Here is a 20758-nt window from a genome sequence, read left to right as displayed (position 1 = left end):
GGCGTCGGCCGCCGGCGGCGCGATCACCAGCACGAACTCGCCGCGCGTCTCCAGCGTATCGGCCTCGCGCGCCAGCTGGCTCAACGGAGCGCGCGAGATCTCCTCGTGCAGCTTGGTCAGCTCGCGGCAGATCGCGGCCTCGCGCGTGCCCATGATCTCGGCGAGCTCGGCCAGCGTGTCCTGCACGCGGTTGCCGGATTCGAACATCACCAGCGTCGCATCGATGCGTGCGAGCTCGGTCAAGCGCGCCTTTCGCGCGGCGGATTTCGCCGGCAAAAAGCCTTCGAAGAAGAAGCGGTCGGTTGGCAGTGCCGCCACCGACAGCGCCGCCAGCACCGAGGACGGGCCGGGCAGGGCATACACCGCATGGCCGGCGGCGCAGACCTCGCGCACCAGCTTGAAGCCGGGATCGGAGATCAGCGGCGTGCCGGCGTCGGAGACCAGCGCAATCGAGCCGCCCTGCCCCAGCGCCTCCAGGATTTTCGGGCGCGCGGCTTCCGCATTGTGCTCGTGATATTGCTTGAGCTGCGCGGCGATGGCGTAGCGCTCGGTCAGGCGCCGGGTGATGCGGGTGTCCTCGCAGGCGATGACATCGACGCCGGCGAGGGTCTGGAGCGCCCGCAGCGTGATGTCGCCGAGATTGCCGATGGGGGTTGCGACCAGATGGAGGCCCGGTGCCGCCTTCGGCGCCGCAAGCCGATGGGCATCGATGCAGAAACCGCGCGAGGCGGCGTCTTGAGCTTCAGGCGTATTTATCGGGACCGGCTTTGCGCGCATAATGAAGTCAACTTAGGCACGATCCGCAGGGCTGGGAACCGGTTCGCCGAAAAAGATCGCGCCGAGGTGAGGGGCGAGGAACGGACGGGAATGTGATCGATCCAGGATCACGCCGAGAGGGCGTGAGGGCTCTCGCGCCATATTCGCGACCGAAACGCCGCCTTGATGCTGAATGAGCGAGGGCAAATAGCTGCCGGGACAGCAAGGCGGCCGCGTTAAGCGGCTATTATCCTTTTGTTTCGGTTAACTATTTGCCGACAATATGCCTGAATCCGTGGCTTGTGTCGTGGAAAGAATGTCGTGACCCGCCGGCGCCGACGGGTCAGAAGAGAAGCTGAAATGGTGGGCCCGCGTTATCCAAAATCTCCCGTTCCGGGGTCCCTGATGTCAGGGGCGACCCGCCGGAGCGCGCTCGGCCTGTTGCTCGGCACGCCACTGCTGTCGGCCTGCGCCGGCGTGCAGCAGAGCCTGAGCCAGTTTTCCAACCCCTTCTCGAACTCGACGCCGCCGGCTCAGCCCGCAGGTCCCCCGCAACAGGCGACGACCGCCGGCACCGGCGGCGTGAAGGTCGCCGTGATTCTGCCGCTCTCGGCCGCCGGTAATGCCGGCTTGGCCGCGCAATCCATGCGCAACGCCGCCGAGATGGCGCTGGCCGAGTTCCAGAACCCGAACATCCAGCTGCTGATCAAGGATGACAATGGCAGCCCGCAAGGCGCGCAGGGCGCCGCGCAGCAGGCCGTCGACGAAGGCGCCGAGATCATTTTGGGACCGCTGTTCGCGCAATCGGTGCCGGCGGTGGCGCAAGTCGCGCGCACGCGCGGCATTTCCGTGATGGCGTTCTCGACCGATTCCAGCATCGCCGGCCGCGGCGTCTATTTGCTCTCCTTCCTGCCGGAGTCCGACGTCAACCGCATCGTCGAATATTCCGCCAGCATCGGAAAGCGCTCCGTCGCCGTGCTGGTGCCCGACAATGCCTATGGCAATGTCGTCGAGGCCGCGGTGAAAGCGGCCGTGCCGCGCCGCGGCGGGCGCATCGTCTCGTTCGAAAAATACGGCGCCGATCGCGCCACGCCGGCGCGCACCGTGGCGCAGCAACTCGGCAGCGCGGATGCGTTGTTCATTGCCGATGACGGCGATGCCGTGGTGACGGTCGCAGATGCGATGACCGCGGCGGGCGCGAACTTACGCAACATCCAGTTGCTCGGCACCGGCCTGTGGGACAATCCGCGGGTTTATGCGAATGCGAGCTTGCAAGGCGGCCTCTATGCCGCGCCCGACCCGGCCGGCTTCCGCGCCTTCTCCGGCCGCTACCGCACCAAATACGGCGCCGAACCGATTCGCACGGCAACGCTGGCCTATGACGCGGTCGCCCTCGTCGCCGCGCTGGCGCGCACGCAAGGCACCACGCGCTTCTCGTCCGACGTACTGACCAATCCGTCCGGCTTTGCCGGCATCGACGGCCTGTTTCGTTTCCGTGCGGACGGCACCAACGAGCGCGGGCTTGCGGTGATGAAGGTGACCCAGGGTGGCGGCGTTGCCGTCGCGGGCTCGCCGAAGAGTTTTGGGGCGTAGTTCGGGACGACAGTGCCGTAGGGTGGGCAAAGGCGCGCTTCGCGCCGTGCCCACCATCTCTCAGCTAATCGCATGGAATTCGTGGGCACGCTTCGCTTTGCCCACCCTACGGCAGCGCGTTATGCCGCGAGATCCGCGACCACTGCATCCAGCACCGGAAAACCGCTGCTCGTCACGCGCAAGCGGCCCGTCGCATCCACCGTGATCGCGCCTTCCTCGCGCAGCAGCGCGATGCGCTTGGGATCGAGCGGGCGGCCGGAGAGGGCTTTGTAGCGCTCGGGGTCGATGCCTTCGGCGAGGCGCAGTCCCATCAGCAAAAATTCGTCGGCGCGCTCTTCGCTGTTGAGCAGATCGTCGGTGACGACACCATGGCCATTGGTCTCGACCCGCATCAGCCAGGCCTCGGGACGCTTCTCGGTGGCGGTGGCGTGCCTGACGCCGTCGATGTCGAGCCGGCCATGCGCGCCGGGGCCGATGCCGGCATATTCCTCGCCGCGCCAATAGACCAGATTGTGCCGGCACTCGGCGCCGCGCCGTGCGTGATTGGAGATCTCGTAGGCGGGCAGCCCGAGCTTGTCGCAGGTCTCCTGCGTGACGTCGTAAAGCGCGCGCGCCACCGCTTCGTCCGGCGTCTTCAATTTGCCGGCCTGGTGCAGGCCGAAGAACGGCGTGCCTTCCTCGATCGTCAATTGATAGAGCGACAGATGCTCGGCCGCTTCGTCGATGGCGAGACGCAGCTCATCGGCCCACATCGCCGGCGTCTGGTCGGGACGGGCGTAGATCAGATCGAACGAATAGCGATCGAACGAGCGGCGCGCTATGGCGACGGCATCGAGCGCCTCGCGCGCGCTGTGCAGGCGGCCCAGCGCTTTCAGCGAGGCATCGTCGAGCGCCTGCACGCCGAGCGAGACGCGGTTGACGCCGGCGGTGCGATAGCCGGCAAAGCGCGTGGCTTCGACGCTGGTCGGATTCGCCTCCAGCGTCACCTCGACATCGCCGGCGACGGTCCAGTGCTTGCCGATCGCATCGAGCACCGCGCCGACCGTTGCGGGCTGCATCAACGACGGTGTGCCGCCGCCGAGAAAGATCGAGGTGACCTCACGGCCGGGCGAGCGCTCGGCGGTGGCTGCGATCTCGCGCGCGAAGGCGGAGGCGAAGCGCGCCTCGTCGATCGCAGCGTGGCGGACATGGCTGTTGAAGTCGCAATACGGGCATTTCGACAGGCAGAACGGCCAGTGCACGTAGACGCCGAAGGCTTCCTTAGCGCGGCTCAAGGCAGATCTCCGCCAGTTTCACGAAGGCGCGGGCGCGATGCGACAGGCCAAGGCCGAGCGGCGGCAGGCCGTGCTTCTCGATGCTGTCCATCTCGCCGAAGGTGCGGCTGTGGCCGTCCGGCAGGAACATCGGGTCGTAGCCGAAGCCGGCGGTGCCGCGCGGCGGCCAGACCAGCGTGCCGTCGACGCGCGCCTCGACCTCTTCGAGATGATCGTCGGGCCAGGCGACGCAGAGCGCGGAGACGAAATGCGCTTTGCGCTTGTCCGGCGTGGTGGCGCCGCGCTCCTGCAACAGGCGCTCGATCTGCGCCATCGCCGCGGCGAAATCCTTGGAAGGTCCAGCCCAGCGCGCGGAGAAAATGCCCGGCGCGCCGTCGAGTGCGTCGACCACGATGCCGGAATCGTCGGCAAAGGCGGGAAGCTTGGTCGTCCGCGCTGCCGCGATCGCCTTGATCGCGGCATTGCTGCGGAAATCGTTGCCGGTCTCGTCGGGCTCGCCGAGGCCGAGCTCTCCGGCCGACACCGCCTCGATGCCGTACGGCGCGAGCAGCTCCTTCATCTCGGCGAGCTTGCCGGGATTATGGGTGGCGATGACCAGCTTTCCGGTGATTCGGCGGTGCATGGGCTTATTGACTACGCGACAGCCAGTTTCTGCAAGTCCACGAGACGCGCGATGCCCTTTTGCGCCAGGGCGATCAGCTTCAGGAACTCGTCCTGCGTGAACGGCTCGCGTTCCGCGGTGCCCTGCACCTCGATGATGCGGCCGTCGCCGGTCATGACGAAATTGGCGTCGGTCTGGGCTTCCGAATCCTCGGCATAGTCGAGATCGAGCACGGGCGTGCCGTTGTAGATGCCGCAGGAGATCGCAGCGACGTTGTCGCGCATCACATTGGCCTTGATCATGTTGCGCGCCTTCATCCAGTTGATGCAATCGGCGAGCGCGACCCAGGCGCCGGTGATCGAGGCCGTGCGCGTGCCGCCGTCGGCCTGGAGCACGTCGCAATCGACCGTGATCTGGCGCTCACCGAGCGCTTCGAGATCGACGATGGTGCGAAGCGAGCGGCCGATCAGGCGCTGGATCTCGACGGTGCGGCCACTTTGCTTGCCGGCGGAGGCCTCGCGGCGGGTGCGTTCGGAGGTCGCGCGCGGCAGCATGCCATATTCGGCGGTGACCCAGCCGCGGCCCTGGCCCTTCAGCCACGGCGGCAGGCGATCTTCCAGCGTGGCGGTGACCAGCACATGGGTGTCGCCGAATTTCACCAGGCAGGAGCCTTCCGCATATTTGACCACGCCGCGCTCCAGCGTCACGGGGCGCAATTCGTCGGGCGCACGGCGGCTTGGCCGCATGGGAAATCCTCCAAAACTCGCAGGTTAGGGCTATTCGCGGTGCTTGTAGGTGGGGTGAGGGTATGCGGCAAGGGGAAAGGACAAGGCTTTTTCACCCCCGGTTCTCCACCCTGCAAACGCGACGCTTGTCAGAACCCTCCTGGATGGACAAATTATGAGCATCTGAGAGGAGTTACCGTCTGTGGCCCATCACGATCCGATCCATCTGATCGCGCCGCGCGCAGGCCTCGCCCAGCTCAACGAGCGTTCTCGCGACATCTTTCGTCAAATTGTCGAAAGTTACCTCGCGACCGGTGAGCCCGTGGGCTCGCGCAATATCTCGCGCCTCATCGCCATGCCGCTGTCGCCGGCCTCGGTCCGCAACGTCATGGCCGATCTGGAACAGCTCGGCCTGATCTACGCCCCGCACACCTCCGCCGGTCGGCTGCCGACGGAACTCGGCCTGCGGTTCTTCGTCGATGCCCTGATGCAGGTCGGCGACCTCAACGAGGCCGAGCGGCAGTCGATCCAGAGCCAGCTTGCCACCGTCGGCCAGGCGCAATCGGTCGAGGCGGCGCTGGACCAGGCGCTGACGCGGCTGTCGGGCCTGACCCGCGCCGCCGCGGTGGTGCTGACGCCGAAATCCAATGCGCGGCTGAAACACATCGAATTCGTCCGTCTGGAACCGGAAAAGGCGCTGGTGATCCTGGTCGGCGAGGACGGCCAGGTCGAAAACCGCGTGCTGTCGCTGCCCCCCGGAGTTCCCTCCTCGGCGATCACCGAGGCCGGCAATTTCCTCAATGCGCGCATCCGCGGCCGCACCCTGGCCGAGGCGCGGCTCGAGCTCGAGACGGCACTTGGAGAGGCCCGCGCCGAGCTCGATCAGCTCGCACAGAAGGTGATTTCCGCCGGCATCGCCAGCTGGTCCGGCGGCGAGAACGAGGATCGCCAGCTCATCGTCCGCGGCCACGCCAATCTGCTCGAAGACCTGCATGCGCTGGAGGATCTGGAACGGGTGCGCCTGCTGTTCGACGATCTCGAGACCAAGCGCGGCGTGATCGACCTGCTGGGGCGTGCCGAGACCGCTGAGGGCGTGCGTATCTTCATCGGTTCCGAGAACAAACTGTTTTCCTTGTCCGGCTCCTCTACGATCATCTCGCCCTATCGGGATGCCGCCGGCCATATTGTCGGTGTTTTGGGCGTGATCGGGCCAACCCGGCTGAATTATGCCCGCGTGATCCCGACCGTGGACTACGCGGCCCGCATCGTCAGCCGTCTTTTGGGAGGCTGATCGGCGTTTCCGCCGATCACGGGCGCTTGATTTTCGGCGCTCTAGGCACGATATCCGGGCCAACAATCCCTGGAAACGAGTTCGAGATTAGAGCCGATGACCGAGCAAGACCGGCAACCCGAAGACACGACTGCCGCGACCGGCGAGCCCGTGGTGTCAAAACCCTACATCATGCCCGACGATCCCGAGCCCGGCTCGGTCGAGCAGTTGCAGAAGGAAGCCGCCGAGGCGCGTGACCGCATGCTGCGGACGCTGGCCGAGATGGAGAATCTGCGCAAGCGTACCACCAAGGAGGTCGCCGACGCCCGCCTCTACGGCATCACCGGCTTTGCCCGCGACGTGCTCGACATCGCCGATAATCTTCAGCGCGCGCTCGATGCCGTTCCGGCCGAGGCCCGCGCCACGGCCGATCCCGGCCTGATCTCGCTGATCGAAGGCGTCGAGCTTACCGAGCGCTCGCTGCTCAACGCGCTGGAAAAGCACGGCGTGAAGAAGCTCGATCCGCAGGGCCAGAAGTTCGACCCGAACTTCCACCAGGCGATGTACGAAGTGCCCGATGCGTCGGTGCCGTCGGGCACCGTGGTGCAGATCATGCAGGCCGGCTACACCATCGGCGAGCGCGTGCTGCGCCCGGCCTTGGTCGGTGTCGCCAAGGGCGGCGCGAAGCCCGCGGCCGCGGCGAACAACAACGAGTCGAGCGGCGCGGCGAACTGATTTTTTTTGCGTCATTCCGGGCGGCTCGAAGAGCCGAACCCGGAATCTCGGGATTCTCAGGTGCGCAATGGCGCACCATAGTTCGATGCTTCGCATCGCCCCGGAATGACAGTCATCTAGCCCTGCGCGCTCGCGATATCCGCAGACTGAATCCGCTTCACGCCGGCCTTGGCCATATCGGCCCAGGCTTTTGCCAGCGAGCCCTGCGTGTCGATGCCGCGGCAGGCGTCTTCCACCACATAGACCTCGAAGCCAGCCTTGCGCGCGTCGAGCGCGGTCCAGGCGACGCAGAAATCCGTCGCGAGCCCTGCGACGAAGACGCGCTTGATCTTGCGTCCCCTCAGATAGCCGGCAAGTCCCGTCGAGGTCTTGCCGTCGGCTTCGAGGAAGGCCGAATAGCTGTCGACGTCCTTGTGAAAGCCCTTGCGGATGATGAGCTCGGCGTGCGGGATCGCAAGGTCCTTCGACAGCGAAGCGCCATCGGTGCCCTGCACGCAATGGTCGGGCCACAGCACCTGCTTGCCATAGGGAAGGTCGACGGTCTCGAACGGCTTCTTGCCGGAATGCACCGACGCAAACGAGATGTGGCCCGGCGTGTGCCAGTCCTGCGTCATCACCACATTCGCAAATGCTCTCGAGATCTTGTTGATGACGGGCACCACCTGCTCGCCCTCTTTCACCGCGAGGCTGCCGCCGGGCAGGAAGCAGTTCTGCACGTCGATCACGAGCAGCGCGGAGGCATCGTCCGGCTTGATCGATGCCGCTGCAAGGAGTGCGGTTGGAGCCAGCGTTGCAAGCGCCGTCGTCCCAAGCATTGCCAAGACTTGTCGCCGATCCAGCATCGTTCGCCTCCCCTTCGGATGAACTCAACGGAGACGAAGCCTAGTTCCGTTCGTGTACGAACAGAAGCCCGAAAATGCGGCCGGGTTTGATGAGGGGTTGGGCGTGCAGCCTCAACACCGCTGTCGTCCCGGACAAGCGCAGCGCAGATCCGGGACCCATACCCCCAGGGAGAAGTTTGGCGAAGACTCTTCGTGGGTACTGCGACCGACCGCAATCGCGAGATCACGCGGTATGGGTCCCGGCCCCCCGCGCGCAATTGCGCGCTAGGCCGGGACGACACCGAGTGTGTTGGCACGCCTCTGGCCTAACCCTTCGGCTGGATGCCGTCGCGCACGGCGCGGAAGCGGGTGAAGGCGGCCAGCCACTGGTCGCGCGGGGCGCTGGCGATGATGCGCAGCGAGGCGCCTCCGCTCGAGAAGCGGATCCACTGCACCACGGTCACCGGGACCTTGTCCTTGCCGCTGATGCCGTCGATCCGGGTCTCGAAGCCTTGCTGGCCGTTGATGCGGATCGGCTCGGACATGGTGACGCGCGATTCGCGCACGCCGGGAATCTGCAGCGCCGCCTCCTGGGCGAAGCGGGCGCGGTCGTCGGCCTGCTGCGGCGTGGCGCCGATCAGGCCGAGGATCATGAACGGCTTCGACTCGTAACCGGTGCTCTCGTCGCCGTCCGCCAGGATGATGCTCGAGCCCGGCGCCAGAGTGCGGATGTCCTTGAATTCGGCGAGATCGGTGATCCTGAACGGCATCAGCGCGATCTGCTCCTCGGCCGAGACCTGCTTGCGGGTAGTGGCGGTCGCAAACATCTGCCGCACCGCCTCATCCGTGTAGATCTTGGTCGCATTCTCCGGGACCTGCACCGCGACGTAGCCGGAGAAGCCGGCGCCCGGCACGATCATCGAATAGCGCTTCACCGGGGTGTCGCCGGCCTTGCCGCTTTCGGTGGTGAAATAAGCGAGGCCCGCGGGCGTCTCGATCTTGTCCTGCTTGACGCCGCCAGCGCCGGCCGGATTGGAATTGAAGGCGCTCACGACCTCGCCATAGGCTGCCGGCGGCAGCTCGGTGATCAACACCTTGACGCTGCCATCCTCGCTCTCGAATCCCGGAAACGTTTTTGCCGTGCTGAGACCGACCAGCGGCACCATGCCGAGGCGCAAGCCGGGTGGAAACACGGCGTCGGCGGCGAAGGCCGGAAACGCGGAGGCGATCAGAAGGGCGAGCGCGGCGAGGGGGCGGATCAGCTTCATGGGCACTCTGATTGGTTCACATTGAGGCCGTTCGATGGTCGGCCACCGGGCCGCATTGTCGCGCGAAGCAGCTGTGGCGGCTGCCCGGCCGGTCCGCCTTTTACCGGGTTTGGGCTTGCGGCAACAGGGTGGGCGGGCTTGCGGTAGCGGGGGCTTGCTGAAGCCTGAACCTGTTAATAATTCCTCACCCGCAAGGGCGGTGAAGCCCGGATATCATCGTCCAAAACCCAATGTTTTCACGGCAGAAACGTAGCTTCGGTCCTTGCGGGCCCCTCCCCCCCTCCTATATGAGCCTCAATCATCGCAATATCGCGGATGTTTGATCTTAGGGGGTTTCGGTCGGGTGCCTTCTGGGCCCAGCCAACCTGCCGCAAAAACAAGGATATCAGGACCATGGGAAAGGTCATTGGGATCGACCTCGGCACCACGAATTCGTGCGTCGCCGTGATGGATGGCAAGAACGCCAAAGTCATCGAGAATTCCGAAGGCATGCGCACGACGCCTTCGATCGTCGCCGTGACGGACGACGGTGAGCGCCTCGTCGGCCAGCCGGCCAAGCGCCAGGCCGTCACCAATCCCGAGCGCACCTTCTTCGCAGTGAAGCGCCTCATCGGCCGCCGCTACGACGACCCGATGGTCGAGAAGGACAAGAAGCTCGTCCCCTACAAGATCGTGAAGGCTTCCAACGGCGACGCCTGGGTCGAGGCCGACGGCCAGACCTACTCGCCCTCGCAGGTCTCGGCGTTCATCTTGCAGAAGATGAAGGAGACCGCGGAAGCCCATCTCGGCCAGAAGGTCGATCAGGCCGTCATCACCGTTCCCGCCTACTTCAACGACGCCCAGCGCCAGGCGACCAAGGACGCCGGCAAGATCGCGGGCCTCGAAGTGCTGCGCATCATCAACGAGCCGACCGCGGCCGCGCTCGCCTATGGCCTCGACAAGACCAAGACCGGCACGATCGCGGTGTACGATCTCGGCGGCGGCACGTTCGATATCTCGATCCTCGAGATCGGCGACGGCGTGTTCGAGGTGAAGTCGACCAACGGCGACACCTTCCTCGGCGGCGAAGACTTCGACATGCGCCTGGTCGGCTATCTCGCCGACGAATTCCAGAAGGAGCAGGGCATCAACCTGCGCAACGACAAGCTCGCGTTGCAGCGCCTGAAGGAAGCCGCTGAAAAGGCCAAGATCGAGCTGTCCTCGACGACGCAGACCGAGATCAACCTGCCCTTCATCACCGCGGACCAGACCGGCCCGAAGCATCTGACGATGAAGCTCACCCGCGCCAAGTTCGAGGCGCTGGTCGACGACCTCGTCCAGAAGACCGTCGAGCCCTGCCGAAAGGCGCTGAAGGACGCCGGCGTCACCGCCGGTGAGATCGGCGAAGTGGTTCTGGTCGGCGGCATGTCGCGCATGCCGAAGGTCCAGGAAGTCGTGAAGCAGCTGTTCGGCAAGGAGCCGCACAAGGGCGTCAACCCGGACGAAGTCGTGGCGATCGGCGCTGCGATCCAGGCCGGCGTGCTCCAGGGCGACGTCAAGGACGTGCTGCTGCTCGACGTCACCCCGCTGTCGCTGGGCATCGAGACGCTGGGCGGCGTGTTCACCCGCATCATCGACCGCAACACCACGATCCCGACCAAGAAGAGCCAGGTGTTCTCGACCGCCGAGGACAGCCAGAACGCGGTCACCATCCGCGTCTTCCAGGGCGAGCGTGAAATGGCGGCCGACAACAAGATGCTCGGCCAGTTCGACCTGATGGGCATTCCGCCGGCTCCGCGCGGCATGCCGCAGATCGAGGTGACCTTCGACATCGACGCCAACGGTATCGTCAACGTCTCGGCCAAGGACAAGGCCACCGGCAAGGAGCAGCAGATCCGCATCCAGGCCTCCGGCGGCCTGTCGGAAGCCGACATCGAGAAGATGGTCAAGGACGCCGAGGCCAATGCCGAGGCGGACAAGAAGCGCCGCGAGGCCGTGACCGCCAAGAACGAGGCGGATGGTCTGGTGCATTCGACCGAGAAGGCTTTGGCCGAGCACGGTTCGAAGGTCGGCGAGACCGAGCGCCGCGCCATCGAGGATGCCGTCGGCGACCTCAAGGAAGCGCTGAAGGGCGACGATGCCGAGGCGATCAAGGCCAAGACCCAGACGCTGGCCCAGGCTTCGATGAAGCTCGGCGAGGCCATGTACAAGCAGCAGGCCGAGGCCGACGCCAAGAAGGACGCGGCCAAGGACGACGTCGTCGACGCGGAATTCACCGAAGTCGACGACGACAAGAACAACAAGAAGTCCGCCTGAACCCCAAGAGGGTCATGATGCGGACGGCTTGGACCCCACACGCTCTACCGGCCTCCTCCTTCGCGGGGGAGGCCGCCGTGTCGGGACGGACGGGCGGGTCGCCCGTTACGATCGATCAATTCCCAGCCGTTATGCTGAACGCCGCCAAGCGACCCTCTGCCGCCGGGCAGAAGGCTGCCTATATCGTCGTGTGGCGACGTCGTTTCGCTCCGACTTGAATCGCGATTGGATAGACCGAGTCCCACATGTCCACGTCCACCAAGCGCTGCTATTACGAAACTCTCGAAGTCGAACGCGATGCCGACGAATCCGTTCTGAAATCGTCGTTCCGCAAGCTGGCGATGAAGTTCCACCCGGACCGCAATCCCGGGGACGACACCAGCGAAGTCAAGTTCAAGGAAATCAACGAGGCCTACGAGGTCCTCAAGGACAAGGACAAGCGCGCGGCCTATGACCGCTACGGCCATGCCGCCTTCGAGCAGGGCGGCGGCGGCGCCGGCTTCGGTGCGGGCTTTGCCTCTTCCTTCTCCGATATTTTCGAAGATTTGTTCGGCATGGCCGGGCAGCGCGGCCGCGGCGGCCGCGAGCGCGGCGCCGACCTGCGCTACAACATGGAAATCACGCTCGAGGAAGCCTTCGGCGGCAAGACCGCGCAGATCGAGATTCCGGTCTCGGTCACCTGCGAGGCCTGCTCGGGCATCGGCGCCAAGGCCGGAACCAAGCCGAAGACCTGTTCGAGCTGCGGCGGCGCCGGCCGCGTGCGGCAGTCGCAGGGCTTCTTCACGCTGGAGCGGACCTGTCCGGGCTGCCAGGGCCGCGGCCAGATGATCGAGGATGCCTGCCCGTCGTGCTCGGGCCAGGGCCGCGTCACCCGCGAGCGGAATCTTTCGGTCAACATTCCCCCGGGCGTCGAGGACGGCACAAGGATCAGGCTCGCCGGCGAGGGCGAGGCAGGGGTTCGCGGCGGTCCGCCCGGCGACCTCTACATCTTCCTGTCGCTGGCCCAGCACCAGTTCTTCCAGCGCGACGGCGCCGATCTGCATTGCCGTGTGCCGATCTCGATGGTGACGGCCGCGCTCGGCGGCGAATTCGAGGTGCCGACCATCGAGAAGGGCAAGGCCAAGGTGAAGGTGCCGGCCGGGACCCAGTCGAACCGCCGGTTCCGCATTGCATCAAAAGGCATGCCGGTGCTGCGGTCGCGCCAGATGGGCGACATGTATGTTCAGGTCGTGGTCGAGACCCCGCAGAACCTCACCAAGAAGCAGCAGGAATTGCTGGCCGAGTTCGAAAAGCTGTCCTCCGGCAACACCCAGCCGGAATCCGAGGGCTTCTTCGCCAAGGTCAAGGATTTCTTCGGTAATCGGGCGAGTTGACCCGGCTTGACCATACCGCCTTCGGCCTATACGTCTTTATGACCATTTTCTGACACGCCGCGGTCCCGCGGTCCCGTCCGGTCCTGACATGCCATTGCCATCGTCCGCGCGTGCGTTGAAGAAGCCTCGTCTCGACGACGAGGTGCGCTTCCTCAGATCATGGATCGAAAAGCCCCTCCACATGGGCGCGGTGATGCCGTCGGGCAAGCTCTTGGCCCGGACCATGGCCCATTACGTCGATGTCGATTCGGACGCGCCTGTGGTCGAACTCGGACCCGGCACCGGCGCCATCACCTCGGCCCTGATCGAGCGCGGCGTCGACCAGAAGCGTCTCGTCCTCGTCGAATACAATCCCGGCTTCTGCGCCCTGCTGCGCGACCGCTATCCGCAGGCCAAGGTGGTGCAGGGCGATGCCTATCGCCTGCGTGACACGCTCTGGAACGTCCTGAGCGCGCCGGCCTCCGCGGTCGTCTCCGGCCTGCCGCTGGTGACAAAACCGATGCTGACGCGGCTGCGGCTGATCCGCGACGCCTTCACGGCGCTCGCGCCCGGCGCGCCCTTCGTCCAGTTCACCTATGCGGTGGTGCCGCCGATCCCGAAATCGCTGCCCGGCGTGTCCACAGAGGCTTCGGAACGGATCTGGATGAACCTTCCGCCCGCCCGCGTCTGGGTGTATCGCAAGCACTAATTCCGCCGGCTCGGTTCTTTGCGCGGCGGGCTCGTTTCGCCGAACGCATTGGATTGGATGTCAGCTCCCAAGATCCTGATCATTCCCGGCTCGCTGCGCACCGGCTCGCACAATGCGAAGCTGGCGGCGGTCGCCGCCTATGAGTTTGCCCGGGCCGGCGTGGACGTCACCCGCATCTCGCTCGCCGATTTTCCGCTGCCGATCTATGATGGCGATCTCCAGGCCAAGTCCGGCCTGCCGAAGCACGCGATCAACCTCAAGCGTATGATCGGCGCGCATCATGGCGTGCTGATCGTCTCGCCCGAATACAATGCCTCGGTGCCGCCGCTGCTCAAGAACGCAATCGACTGGGTCAGCCGCGTGCACGATCTGCACGAGGCGCGCGGCGATGTGTTCCGCAACCGCGCCTTCGCGCTCGCCGGCGCCTCGCAGAGCCGGCTCGGCGCGGCCCGTGCGCTGCAGGCGCTGCGGCTGATCCTGACCTCCTGCCACGCCAATGTGATTGCCAGCCAGCTCACGCTCGCCTTTGCCGACCAGGCCTATGACGATATGGACAGGCTCAAGAACGAGGGCGATATCGCCGCGTTGAAGGAGTTGGTGGCGCAGTTGATCGACTTTTCCCAACGCATGATGTGAGGTGACATGACGCCAGCCGAGATCGCCCCCAAGGACCGCCTGATCGTCGCGCTCGATCTGCCCAGCGTCGATGCCGCGGAGGCGACGATCAATCGTCTCGGCGACAGCGTCAGCTTCTACAAGATCGGTTATCGGCTCGCTTATGCCGGCGGATTGCCGCTGGTCGGCAAGCTCGCCGACAAGGGCAAGAAGGTCTTTCTCGATCTCAAGCTGCACGACATCGGCAACACCGTGATGCAAGGCGTCGAAAGCATCACCAGGCTCGGCGCCACCTTCCTCACCGTGCACGCCTATCCGCAGACCATGAAGGGCGCAGTCGAAGGCCGCGGCAATTCCAGCCTGAAGATCCTCGCCGTCACGGTATTGACATCCTACAACGAGGACGATCTGCACGCGGCCGGCTATCGGCTCGGCGTCTCCGAGCTGGTCGAGGCCCGCGCGCAGCAGGCGCAGGTGCTTGGCATCGACGGACTGGTGTCGTCGCCGGAGGAAGTCGGGGCCTTGCGCAAGATCGTCGGCCACCAGATGCATCTCGTCACCCCCGGCATCCGGCCGGTCGGTTCGGCGACCGGCGACCAGAAGCGCATCATGACGCCGGGCCGCGCGATCGCCGCCGGCGCCGATTATCTCGTCGTCGGACGGCCGGTCGTCGAAGCCGCCGATCCGAAGGCGATCGCGGAAGCCATCCAGGCCGAGATCGCGCAGGCGCTCTGAGCACGATCCGGAAAAGTGTGAAGCGGTTTTCCGATCAGATCATGCTCGAATGAAGATCAGCAACAACAGGGAGAAGAACAATGGCAAAAGGCTACTGGATCGGGCGCGTCGATGTGAGCAGTGACGAGGGCTACAAGCCCTACGCCGTCGCCAACGGCCCGATCTTCAAGAAGTGGGGTGGTCGCTTCGTCGTCCGCGCCGGAAAGTTCACCACCGTCGAAGGCGCCAGCCGCACCCGCAACGTCGTGATCGAATTCCCGGACTACGAGACCGCGATCGCCTGCTACAATTCGCCGGAATACCAGGCCAACATCAAGGTGCGCCAGCCGCACTCGGTCGCCGACCTCATCATCATCGAGGGCTATGACGGCCCGCAGCCGTCTGACGGCTGAGGCGTGCTGCTGGTCTTCCCCTGCGCGGCCGTCGCATTTGAACGTTCACGAGGGGTCGTCATGCCCGGGCTTGTCCCGGGCATCCACGTTCTTCCTGCGCGTGGCAAGGCGCGGATGGCCGGGACAAGCCCGGCCATGACGCTTTAGAGAGGGTCGCCCGTCTGCTCCCCCCTCGGTTGCCGGAACTGCGTCCCCCCGCTACAACGGCCATGAGAGGATCACACCATGTCCGACATGCGCCTGATTGTTGCTGGAGCCGGTGGCCGGATGGGCCGCGCGCTGGTGCGGGCGATTGCCGAGAGCAAAGGCGCGGTGCTGGCCGGCGCGCTCGAGGCCCCCGGCTCGGAGCTGCTCGGCAAGGATGCCGGTGTGCTCGCAGGACTGCCGGCCAACGACATCAAGCTCTCCGCTGACCTCTGGGCGATGTCGAAGGAGGCCGACGGCATCCTCGACTTCACCGTTCCGGCGGCGACCATCGCAAATGTCGCGATCGCGGCACAGCGCGGGATCGTGCATGTCGTCGGCACGACCGGATTGTCGGGCTCCGACAATGCCGTGATCAAGAGCGTCACCAACCGCGCCGTCGTGGTGCAATCAGGCAATATGAGCCTCGGCGTCAATCTGCTGGCCGCCGTGGTCAAGCGCGTCGCCAAGGCGCTCGACCAGAGTTTTGATATCGAGATCGTCGAGACCCATCACCGGATGAAGGTCGATGCGCCATCCGGCACCGCGCTGATGCTGGGGCAGGCCGCAGCCAGCGGCCGCGGCGTCACCCTCGATGACCATTCCGAGCGTGGCCGTGACGGCATCACCGGCGCGCGCAGGCCGGGCAATATCGGTTTCGCCTCGTTGCGCGGCGGCACCGTCGCCGGCGATCACAGCGTCACCTTCCTCGGCCCGTTCGAGCGCCTGACGCTGTCGCACCAGGCCGAGGATCGCATGCTGTTCGCCCATGGCGCGCTGAAGGCGGCGCTGTGGGCGCATGGCAAGAAGCCGGGCCACTACTCCATGGCCGACGTGCTCGGCCTCGCCGATATCTGATCGACGAGCATGATCCGGAAAAGTGTGGAGCGGTTTTCCGACAAGATCATGCTCAAACAAATAACCCGAACGGAAAGCAGTCAATGAGCGAACGTCTTCTCGTGCTCGTGCGCCACGGCCAGAGCGAATGGAATCTGAAGAACCTGTTCACGGGTTGGAAGGACCCTGACCTCACCGAGCTCGGCGTCAAGGAAGCCACGGAAGCCGGCCGCAAGTTGAAGGCGCAGGGCCTCGTGTTCGACGTCGCCTACACTTCGGTGCTCACCCGCGCGCAGCACACGCTCGACCTCATTCTCGGCGAGCTCGGCCAGGAGGGCCTGCCGACGACGAAGAACCTCGCGCTGAACGAGCGCGATTACGGCGATCTCTCCGGCCTCAACAAGGACGACGCGCGCAAGAAATGGGGTGAGGACCAGGTGCTGATCTGGCGCCGCTCCTACGACGTGCCGCCGCCCGGCGGCGAAAGCCTGAAGGACACCCTCGCACGTGCATTGCCGTACTACGTGCAGGAGATCCTGCCCGGCGTGCTCAACGGCAAGCGCACGCTGGTCGCCGCCCATGGCAATTCGCTGCGCGCGCTGATCATGGTGCTGGAAAAGCTCTCGCCCGAAGGCATCTTGAAGCGCGAGCTGGCGACGGGTGTGCCGATCATCTACCAGCTCAATGCGGATTCGACGGTGGCCTCGAAGCTCGATCTGGCGGGTTAGCGACGGTCTCGTAGGGTGGGCAAAGCGACTTGTCCACCGTAGCTCGAAGAGCGAAGGCGGAAGCGTGCCCACGTTCTGTCGGCCGTTTCAGAGAGATCGTGGGCACGGCGCGTTGCGCCTTTGCCCACCCTACGGCAGCGTGCTTGTTGTGCCTACTGCACCCCCAATTGCCCGGCTTCCCAGCCCAGCATCGCCTGCTTGCGGGTGATGCCCCAGTGATAGCCCGTCAGCGTGCCGCTCTTGCCGAGCGCGCGGTGGCAGGGCACGACGAACGAGACCGGGTTCTTGCCGACCGCGGCGCCGACGGCGCGCGAGGCCTTCGGGCTGTTGATGTTACAGGCGATGTCGGAATAGGACACCGCGCGGCCCATCGGGATTTTCAGCAGCGTCTCCCACACCCGCACCTCGAAATCGGTGCCGATCATAACCACGCGCAGCGGCTGGTCCGGCCGCCACAGTTTTGGATCGAAGATGCGCTGCGCCAGCGGCGCGGTGCCTTCGTGATCTTCGAAATAGGTCGCGTTCGGCCAGCGCCGGGTCATGTCAGCGAGCGCAACCTCCTCCTCGCCGTGATCGGCGAAGGCAAGTCCTGACAGGCCGCGGTCGGTCGCGATCACGATCGCGGTGCCGAACGGCGAGGGGTGAAAGCCGTAACGCAAGGTCAGGCCGGCGCCGCCGTTCTTCCATTCGCCCGGCGACATCGCTTCATGGGTCACGAAGAGATCGTGCAGCCGTCCCGGGCCTGACAGCCCGGAGTCGAGCGCGGCGTCGAGGATGCTCGCGGAGTCCCGCAGCAGACCCTTGGCGTGATCGAGCGTCAGCGCCTGCATGAAAGCCTTCGGTGTGATCGAGGCCCAGCGGCGGAACAGATGGTGCAGCTCATCCGGCGTGACCCCGGCCGCATCCGCCATCGCCTCGATGGTCGGCTGCGCGCGCCAGTTCTCCGAGATGAAGGCGATCGCCCGGCGCACCGAATCATAGTCGCGCAGCGCGGCGTTCTGGGTGCCCGGCCTGGCCAGGCGCTGGTCATGTATGGCGAGTGTCATCATGACTGGAAATGTAGGAGAGGGACGGGTGGGAAACCACCCGATTTCTGACTGCGCTCAGGTCACCGGATTGTAAGTCGGGCCGCGCCGGGCGGCGTTCAGGGCGCCGACCAAGGCATTGTAAAAGCTAGCTTTTTCCTCTGGCCCGAGAAAGCCGGCAATGAGCAGCCGGCGGCCGCGGGAAATCAGATAGACGTGCTCGATGCCGTATTCCTCGTCGACCTCCTGGTCGAGCCGGACCCAGAGCGGATTGAACGTCCATTCCGAGACCTGGCCACGATGGCTGACGCGGCGCACCCGCAGCTCCGACGGCGTGACCACGATCTCTTCGCTGGCCCGCGCCGCGCGGAAATTGGCCTTGAAGGCCCACCAGATCACGAGCACGTCGAGGCCGAAGAAACCGAACACCGGCCAGGCACCCATCATCAGAAAGGCGAGGCCCGTGACGAAGCTGACCACGCTCAGGAACAGCATCACGGCGAGGAAGCCGGTGCGGTTCAGCGAGCGGTGCGGCGTCAGCAGCGCGGAGAAGATCTGCACCTCCCGCGGATCAGGATCGCTACCCTCAATTTCGTTGCCTGTGCTCATCGTCCCTCAGTATATCCCGATCATGGCGAAAATCACCCGCAAGCCGGCTCCGCGCAAAGCGTCCGTGCCGAAGAAGAAGGCAAAGGCGGTCGTGGCGAAGCCGAACGCGCCTGCCAAAAAGACGCTCAAGGCGATAAAGCGCTGGACGCCCGCCGAGATCCACGAGGTCTTCAGCCGTTTCCGCAAAGCCAACCCGGAACCGAAAGGCGAGCTCGAGCACGTCAATCCGTTCACGCTGCTGGTCGCCGTGGTGCTGTCGGCGCAGGCAACCGATGCCGGCGTCAACAAGGCGACGCGCGCCTTGTTCGAAATCGCTGACACCCCGCAGAGGATGCTCGATCTCGGCGAGGAGCGCTTGCGCGAGTACATCAAGACCATCGGCCTCTACCGCACCAAGGCAAGGAACGTGATCGCGCTGTCCGCCAAGGTGCTCAGCGAGTTCGGCGGCGAGGTGCCGCGCACGCGCGCCGAGATCGAGTCGTTGCCCGGCGCCGGACGCAAGACCGCCAACGTCGTGCTCAACATGGCCTTCGGCGAGCACACCATGGCGGTCGACACGCATGTCTTCCGCGTCGGCAACCGCACGGGACTTGCGCCCGGCAAGACGCCGCTCGAAGTCGAGCTTGGTCTCGAAAAGGTGATCCCGGCCGAGTTCATGCTGCATGCCCATCATTGGCTGATCCTGCACGGCCGCTATACTTGCCTCGCACGCAAGCCGCGCTGCGAGGTCTGCCTGATCAACGATCTGTGCCGGTGGCCGGAGAAGACGATCTGAGCAACCGATGTCATTCCGGGGCGATGCGCAGCATCGACTATGGTGCGCCATTGCGCACCTGAGAATCTCGAGATTCCGGGTCTGGTCCTTCGGACCATCCCGGAATGACGGCGGTGAGATTCGAGTTCAAGCACAGCCGGTTTTGGGGGGCATGTCGTGAGTCAACAGGAACAGGTCTCGTCGTCGCCATCGGCCGCCGCAGCACCAGCCTCACCGCCCAAGCCGACACAGCCTCCGGCGACCTCACTCTGGAGCCGGTTCGCGATCCCGCTGTTCGCCGTGATCGTCGCGCTCGGCTTCGTCGCGCTGGCGACGTTGCGTTTCGACGAATGGGTCGGCAATGCGGCGATCCAGACCACCAATGATGCCTATGTGCGCGCCGAGTTGACCCGGCTCTCCAGCCGTGTCTCGGGCGAAGTGCTGACCGTCGCCGTGACCGACTTCCAGCGCGTCAAGGCCGGTGATCTCCTGATCCAGATCGATCCCGCCGACTACGAGGCCCAGGTCGCGCAGTCCGAAGCTTCGGTCGCCGCCGCGCAGGCCACGCTCGACAATCTGGCCAATCAGGTCGAGCTGCAATATGCGACGATCGCGCAGGCGCAGGCGGCGCGGCTCTCCGCGGAAGCCCTGGAGGTCGAGGCGCGGCAGGAGCAGGAGCGTCAGCAATCGCTGTCGCAGACCGAAGCCGGCACGCGGCAGCGGCTCGAGCAGGCGGTGGCTGCTTACGCCAAGGCGCAGGCCGACGTGCGCGCGAGCCGCGCCGTGATCGCAGCCCAGCAGCATCAGCTCGAAGTCCTGCAAGGCACCCGGAAGCAGCGCGCCGCCGATGTCGCCGCGGCCAAGGCAACGCTGGCGGGTGCGAAGCTCAAGCTCGGCTACACCAGGATATCGGCGCCGTTCGACGGCGTCGTCGGCGAGCGCCAGGTGCAGCCCGGCGACTACGTCAATATCGGCACCAACCTCATCAACGTGGTGCCGCTGCCGAAGGTCTATGTGATCGCGAACTACAAGGAGACCCAGCTGACGCACGTCGCGCCGGGCCAGCCGGTCGAGATCACCGTCGACAGTTTTCCGCGCGAGACGCTGCGCGGCACGGTCGAGCGCATCGCGCCGGCGACGGGGGCGCAAGTGGCGCTGCTGCCGCCCGATAACGCCACCGGCAATTTCACCAAGGTCGTGCAACGCATTCCGGTGCGGATCCAGCTCGATGATAACCAGCCGCTGCTGGCGCGGCTGGTGCCGGGCATGTCGGTCGTCACCCGCATCGACACCAAGGCTGCGAATGGCGGAAAATGACGATGCCGATCGCGGACCGCTGTCGCGCGGCGGCGTCGCGCCGCGGCCGCTGTTCGCCGTTGCGGCGGTGCTGCTCGGCTCCTTCCTCGCCAATTTCGACAGCCGCCTGACCACGGTCGGCCTGCCCGACCTGCGCGGCGCGTTCTCGCTCAGCTTCGACGAGG

The 20758-nt window shown here is 65.5% G+C and carries 21 protein-coding genes and 1 pseudogene; 14 read left to right on the top strand and 8 right to left on the bottom strand.

All coding sequences use genetic code 11. The features are described from left to right. A partial coding sequence (rsmI, locus tag IC66_RS0118805) for a 16S rRNA (cytidine(1402)-2'-O)-methyltransferase (RefSeq protein WP_038948649.1) occupies positions 1-777 on the bottom strand: 777 nt, incomplete at its 3' end. Positions 778-1116: 339 nt separating this feature from the next. On the opposite strand from rsmI, the gene IC66_RS0118800 reads away from it, so the two are divergent. Then, complete coding sequence (locus IC66_RS0118800; protein WP_028139404.1) at positions 1117-2349, top strand: penicillin-binding protein activator; 1233 nt, start codon at positions 1117-1119, stop codon at positions 2347-2349. Between the two features lie 119 nt (positions 2350-2468). Here the strand turns inward: IC66_RS0118800 and hemW are convergent, their stop codons facing one another. The 3 genes from hemW to rph are packed head-to-tail and all read right to left on the bottom strand — an operon-like array spanning position 2469 to position 4970. Then, entirely contained in the window at positions 2469-3623 is a 1155-nt protein-coding gene (gene hemW / locus IC66_RS0118795) for a radical SAM family heme chaperone HemW (RefSeq protein WP_038948647.1), read from the bottom strand. Continuing rightward, the gene (gene rdgB / locus IC66_RS0118790; RefSeq protein ID WP_038948646.1) at positions 3610-4245 is read right to left on the bottom strand and encodes an RdgB/HAM1 family non-canonical purine NTP pyrophosphatase; all 636 of its coding nucleotides are present in this window, start codon (positions 4243-4245) and stop codon (positions 3610-3612) included. The genes hemW and rdgB overlap by 14 nt, the downstream gene beginning before the upstream one ends. An 11-nt stretch (positions 4246-4256) precedes the next feature. Next, positions 4257-4970, bottom strand: a complete 714-nt coding sequence (gene rph / locus IC66_RS0118785; protein ID WP_018323503.1) for a ribonuclease PH — start codon at positions 4968-4970, stop codon at positions 4257-4259. Positions 4971-5151: 181 nt separating this feature from the next. Here rph and hrcA point away from each other — a divergent pair, with 181 nt between their 5' ends. Then, positions 5152-6240, top strand: coding sequence for a heat-inducible transcriptional repressor HrcA (gene hrcA / locus IC66_RS0118780; RefSeq protein WP_028139407.1), 1089 nt, complete (start codon positions 5152-5154; stop codon positions 6238-6240). Positions 6241-6336: 96 nt separating this feature from the next. Continuing rightward, the gene (gene grpE / locus IC66_RS0118775; protein ID WP_038948645.1) at positions 6337-6954 is read left to right on the top strand and encodes a nucleotide exchange factor GrpE; all 618 of its coding nucleotides are present in this window, start codon (positions 6337-6339) and stop codon (positions 6952-6954) included. A 116-nt stretch (positions 6955-7070) separates the two neighbouring features. Here the strand turns inward: grpE and pncA are convergent, their stop codons facing one another. Further along, on the bottom strand, positions 7071-7796 hold the full coding sequence (pncA, locus tag IC66_RS0118770; RefSeq protein ID WP_028139409.1) for a bifunctional nicotinamidase/pyrazinamidase: 726 nt from the start codon (positions 7794-7796) through the stop codon (positions 7071-7073). Positions 7797-8101: 305 nt separating this feature from the next. Then, positions 8102-9043 (bottom strand): hypothetical protein, encoded by a 942-nt coding sequence (locus tag IC66_RS0118765; RefSeq protein WP_028139410.1) that lies wholly within the window; start codon positions 9041-9043, stop codon positions 8102-8104. Between the two features lie 393 nt (positions 9044-9436). Between IC66_RS0118765 and dnaK the strand changes: the two genes are divergently transcribed. The 8 genes from dnaK to IC66_RS0118725 all read left to right on the top strand — a co-directional run bounded on the left by dnaK (position 9437) and on the right by IC66_RS0118725 (position 16889). Next, the gene (dnaK, locus tag IC66_RS0118760) at positions 9437-11338 is read left to right on the top strand and encodes a molecular chaperone DnaK (protein WP_028139411.1); all 1902 of its coding nucleotides are present in this window, start codon (positions 9437-9439) and stop codon (positions 11336-11338) included. A 245-nt stretch (positions 11339-11583) separates the two neighbouring features. Further along, positions 11584-12711: a molecular chaperone DnaJ gene (dnaJ, locus tag IC66_RS0118755; protein WP_028139412.1), complete on the top strand. Its 1128-nt coding sequence runs from the start codon at positions 11584-11586 to the stop codon at positions 12709-12711. Between the two features lie 88 nt (positions 12712-12799). Further along, positions 12800-13399 (top strand): class I SAM-dependent methyltransferase, encoded by a 600-nt coding sequence (locus IC66_RS0118750; protein ID WP_038948644.1) that lies wholly within the window; start codon positions 12800-12802, stop codon positions 13397-13399. A 57-nt stretch (positions 13400-13456) separates the two neighbouring features. After that, positions 13457-14035: an NADPH-dependent FMN reductase gene (locus tag IC66_RS0118745; protein WP_028139414.1), complete on the top strand. Its 579-nt coding sequence runs from the start codon at positions 13457-13459 to the stop codon at positions 14033-14035. Positions 14036-14041: 6 nt separating this feature from the next. Further along, positions 14042-14749 carry an orotidine-5'-phosphate decarboxylase gene (gene pyrF, locus IC66_RS0118740; RefSeq protein WP_028139415.1) on the top strand — a complete coding sequence of 236 codons (708 nt, stop codon included), beginning with the start codon at positions 14042-14044 and terminating at the stop codon, positions 14747-14749. Positions 14750-14829: 80 nt separating this feature from the next. Next, entirely contained in the window at positions 14830-15141 is a 312-nt protein-coding gene (locus IC66_RS0118735; RefSeq protein ID WP_027566211.1) for a DUF1330 domain-containing protein, read from the top strand. A gap of 225 nt (positions 15142-15366) precedes the next feature. Continuing rightward, positions 15367-16182, top strand: a complete 816-nt coding sequence (dapB, locus tag IC66_RS0118730; protein ID WP_028139416.1) for a 4-hydroxy-tetrahydrodipicolinate reductase — start codon at positions 15367-15369, stop codon at positions 16180-16182. 83 nt (positions 16183-16265) lie between these two features. Further along, on the top strand, positions 16266-16889 hold the full coding sequence (locus IC66_RS0118725; RefSeq protein WP_038948643.1) for a 2,3-bisphosphoglycerate-dependent phosphoglycerate mutase: 624 nt from the start codon (positions 16266-16268) through the stop codon (positions 16887-16889). A gap of 152 nt (positions 16890-17041) precedes the next feature. On the opposite strand, the gene IC66_RS0118720 is transcribed toward IC66_RS0118725, so the two are convergent. Then, entirely contained in the window at positions 17042-17938 is an 897-nt protein-coding gene (locus IC66_RS0118720; protein WP_038948642.1) for a methylated-DNA--[protein]-cysteine S-methyltransferase, read from the bottom strand. A gap of 54 nt (positions 17939-17992) precedes the next feature. Further along, positions 17993-18523 (bottom strand): DUF2244 domain-containing protein, encoded by a 531-nt coding sequence (locus tag IC66_RS0118715; RefSeq protein ID WP_038948641.1) that lies wholly within the window; start codon positions 18521-18523, stop codon positions 17993-17995. A 22-nt stretch (positions 18524-18545) separates the two neighbouring features. On the opposite strand from IC66_RS0118715, the gene nth reads away from it, so the two are divergent. The 3 genes and pseudogenes from nth to IC66_RS48340 all read left to right on the top strand — a co-directional run. After that, complete coding sequence (gene nth / locus IC66_RS0118710) at positions 18546-19298, top strand: endonuclease III (protein ID WP_038948640.1); 753 nt, start codon at positions 18546-18548, stop codon at positions 19296-19298. 156 nt (positions 19299-19454) lie between these two features. Further along, the gene (locus IC66_RS0118705) at positions 19455-20594 is read left to right on the top strand and encodes an HlyD family secretion protein (RefSeq protein ID WP_038948639.1); all 1140 of its coding nucleotides are present in this window, start codon (positions 19455-19457) and stop codon (positions 20592-20594) included. After that, positions 20581-20758: pseudogene (locus IC66_RS48340) on the top strand (MFS transporter); the annotation flags it as partial. The gene IC66_RS0118705 and the pseudogene IC66_RS48340, both read left to right, overlap by 14 nt.

The organism is Bradyrhizobium genomosp. III, from assembly GCF_000261705.1.
Lineage (GTDB): Bacteria > Pseudomonadota > Alphaproteobacteria > Rhizobiales > Xanthobacteraceae > Bradyrhizobium > Bradyrhizobium ottawaense.
This window is presented reverse-complemented; position numbering and strand designations above follow the sequence as displayed.

Bases quoted from the DNA above. Each gene is read 5' to 3' on its own strand.
- IC66_RS0118800 (WP_028139404.1), top strand. From the start codon at position 1,117: ATGGTGGGCCCGCGTTATCCAAAATCTCCCGTTCCGGGGTCCCTGATG.
- rdgB (WP_038948646.1), bottom strand. From the start codon at position 4,245: ATGCACCGCCGAATCACCGGAAAGCTGGTCATCGCCACCCATAATCCC.
- rph (WP_018323503.1), bottom strand. From the start codon at position 4,970: ATGCGGCCAAGCCGCCGTGCGCCCGACGAATTGCGCCCCGTGACGCTG.
- grpE (WP_038948645.1), top strand. From the start codon at position 6,337: ATGACCGAGCAAGACCGGCAACCCGAAGACACGACTGCCGCGACCGGC.
- pncA (WP_028139409.1), bottom strand. From the start codon at position 7,796: ATGCTGGATCGGCGACAAGTCTTGGCAATGCTTGGGACGACGGCGCTT.
- IC66_RS0118765 (WP_028139410.1), bottom strand. From the start codon at position 9,043: ATGAAGCTGATCCGCCCCCTCGCCGCGCTCGCCCTTCTGATCGCCTCC.
- dnaK (WP_028139411.1), top strand. From the start codon at position 9,437: ATGGGAAAGGTCATTGGGATCGACCTCGGCACCACGAATTCGTGCGTC.
- dnaJ (WP_028139412.1), top strand. From the start codon at position 11,584: ATGTCCACGTCCACCAAGCGCTGCTATTACGAAACTCTCGAAGTCGAA.
- IC66_RS0118750 (WP_038948644.1), top strand. From the start codon at position 12,800: ATGCCATTGCCATCGTCCGCGCGTGCGTTGAAGAAGCCTCGTCTCGAC.
- IC66_RS0118745 (WP_028139414.1), top strand. From the start codon at position 13,457: ATGTCAGCTCCCAAGATCCTGATCATTCCCGGCTCGCTGCGCACCGGC.
- pyrF (WP_028139415.1), top strand. From the start codon at position 14,042: ATGACGCCAGCCGAGATCGCCCCCAAGGACCGCCTGATCGTCGCGCTC.
- IC66_RS0118735 (WP_027566211.1), top strand. From the start codon at position 14,830: ATGGCAAAAGGCTACTGGATCGGGCGCGTCGATGTGAGCAGTGACGAG.
- dapB (WP_028139416.1), top strand. From the start codon at position 15,367: ATGTCCGACATGCGCCTGATTGTTGCTGGAGCCGGTGGCCGGATGGGC.
- IC66_RS0118725 (WP_038948643.1), top strand. From the start codon at position 16,266: ATGAGCGAACGTCTTCTCGTGCTCGTGCGCCACGGCCAGAGCGAATGG.
- IC66_RS0118720 (WP_038948642.1), bottom strand. From the start codon at position 17,938: ATGATGACACTCGCCATACATGACCAGCGCCTGGCCAGGCCGGGCACC.
- IC66_RS0118715 (WP_038948641.1), bottom strand. From the start codon at position 18,523: ATGAGCACAGGCAACGAAATTGAGGGTAGCGATCCTGATCCGCGGGAG.
- nth (WP_038948640.1), top strand. From the start codon at position 18,546: ATGGCGAAAATCACCCGCAAGCCGGCTCCGCGCAAAGCGTCCGTGCCG.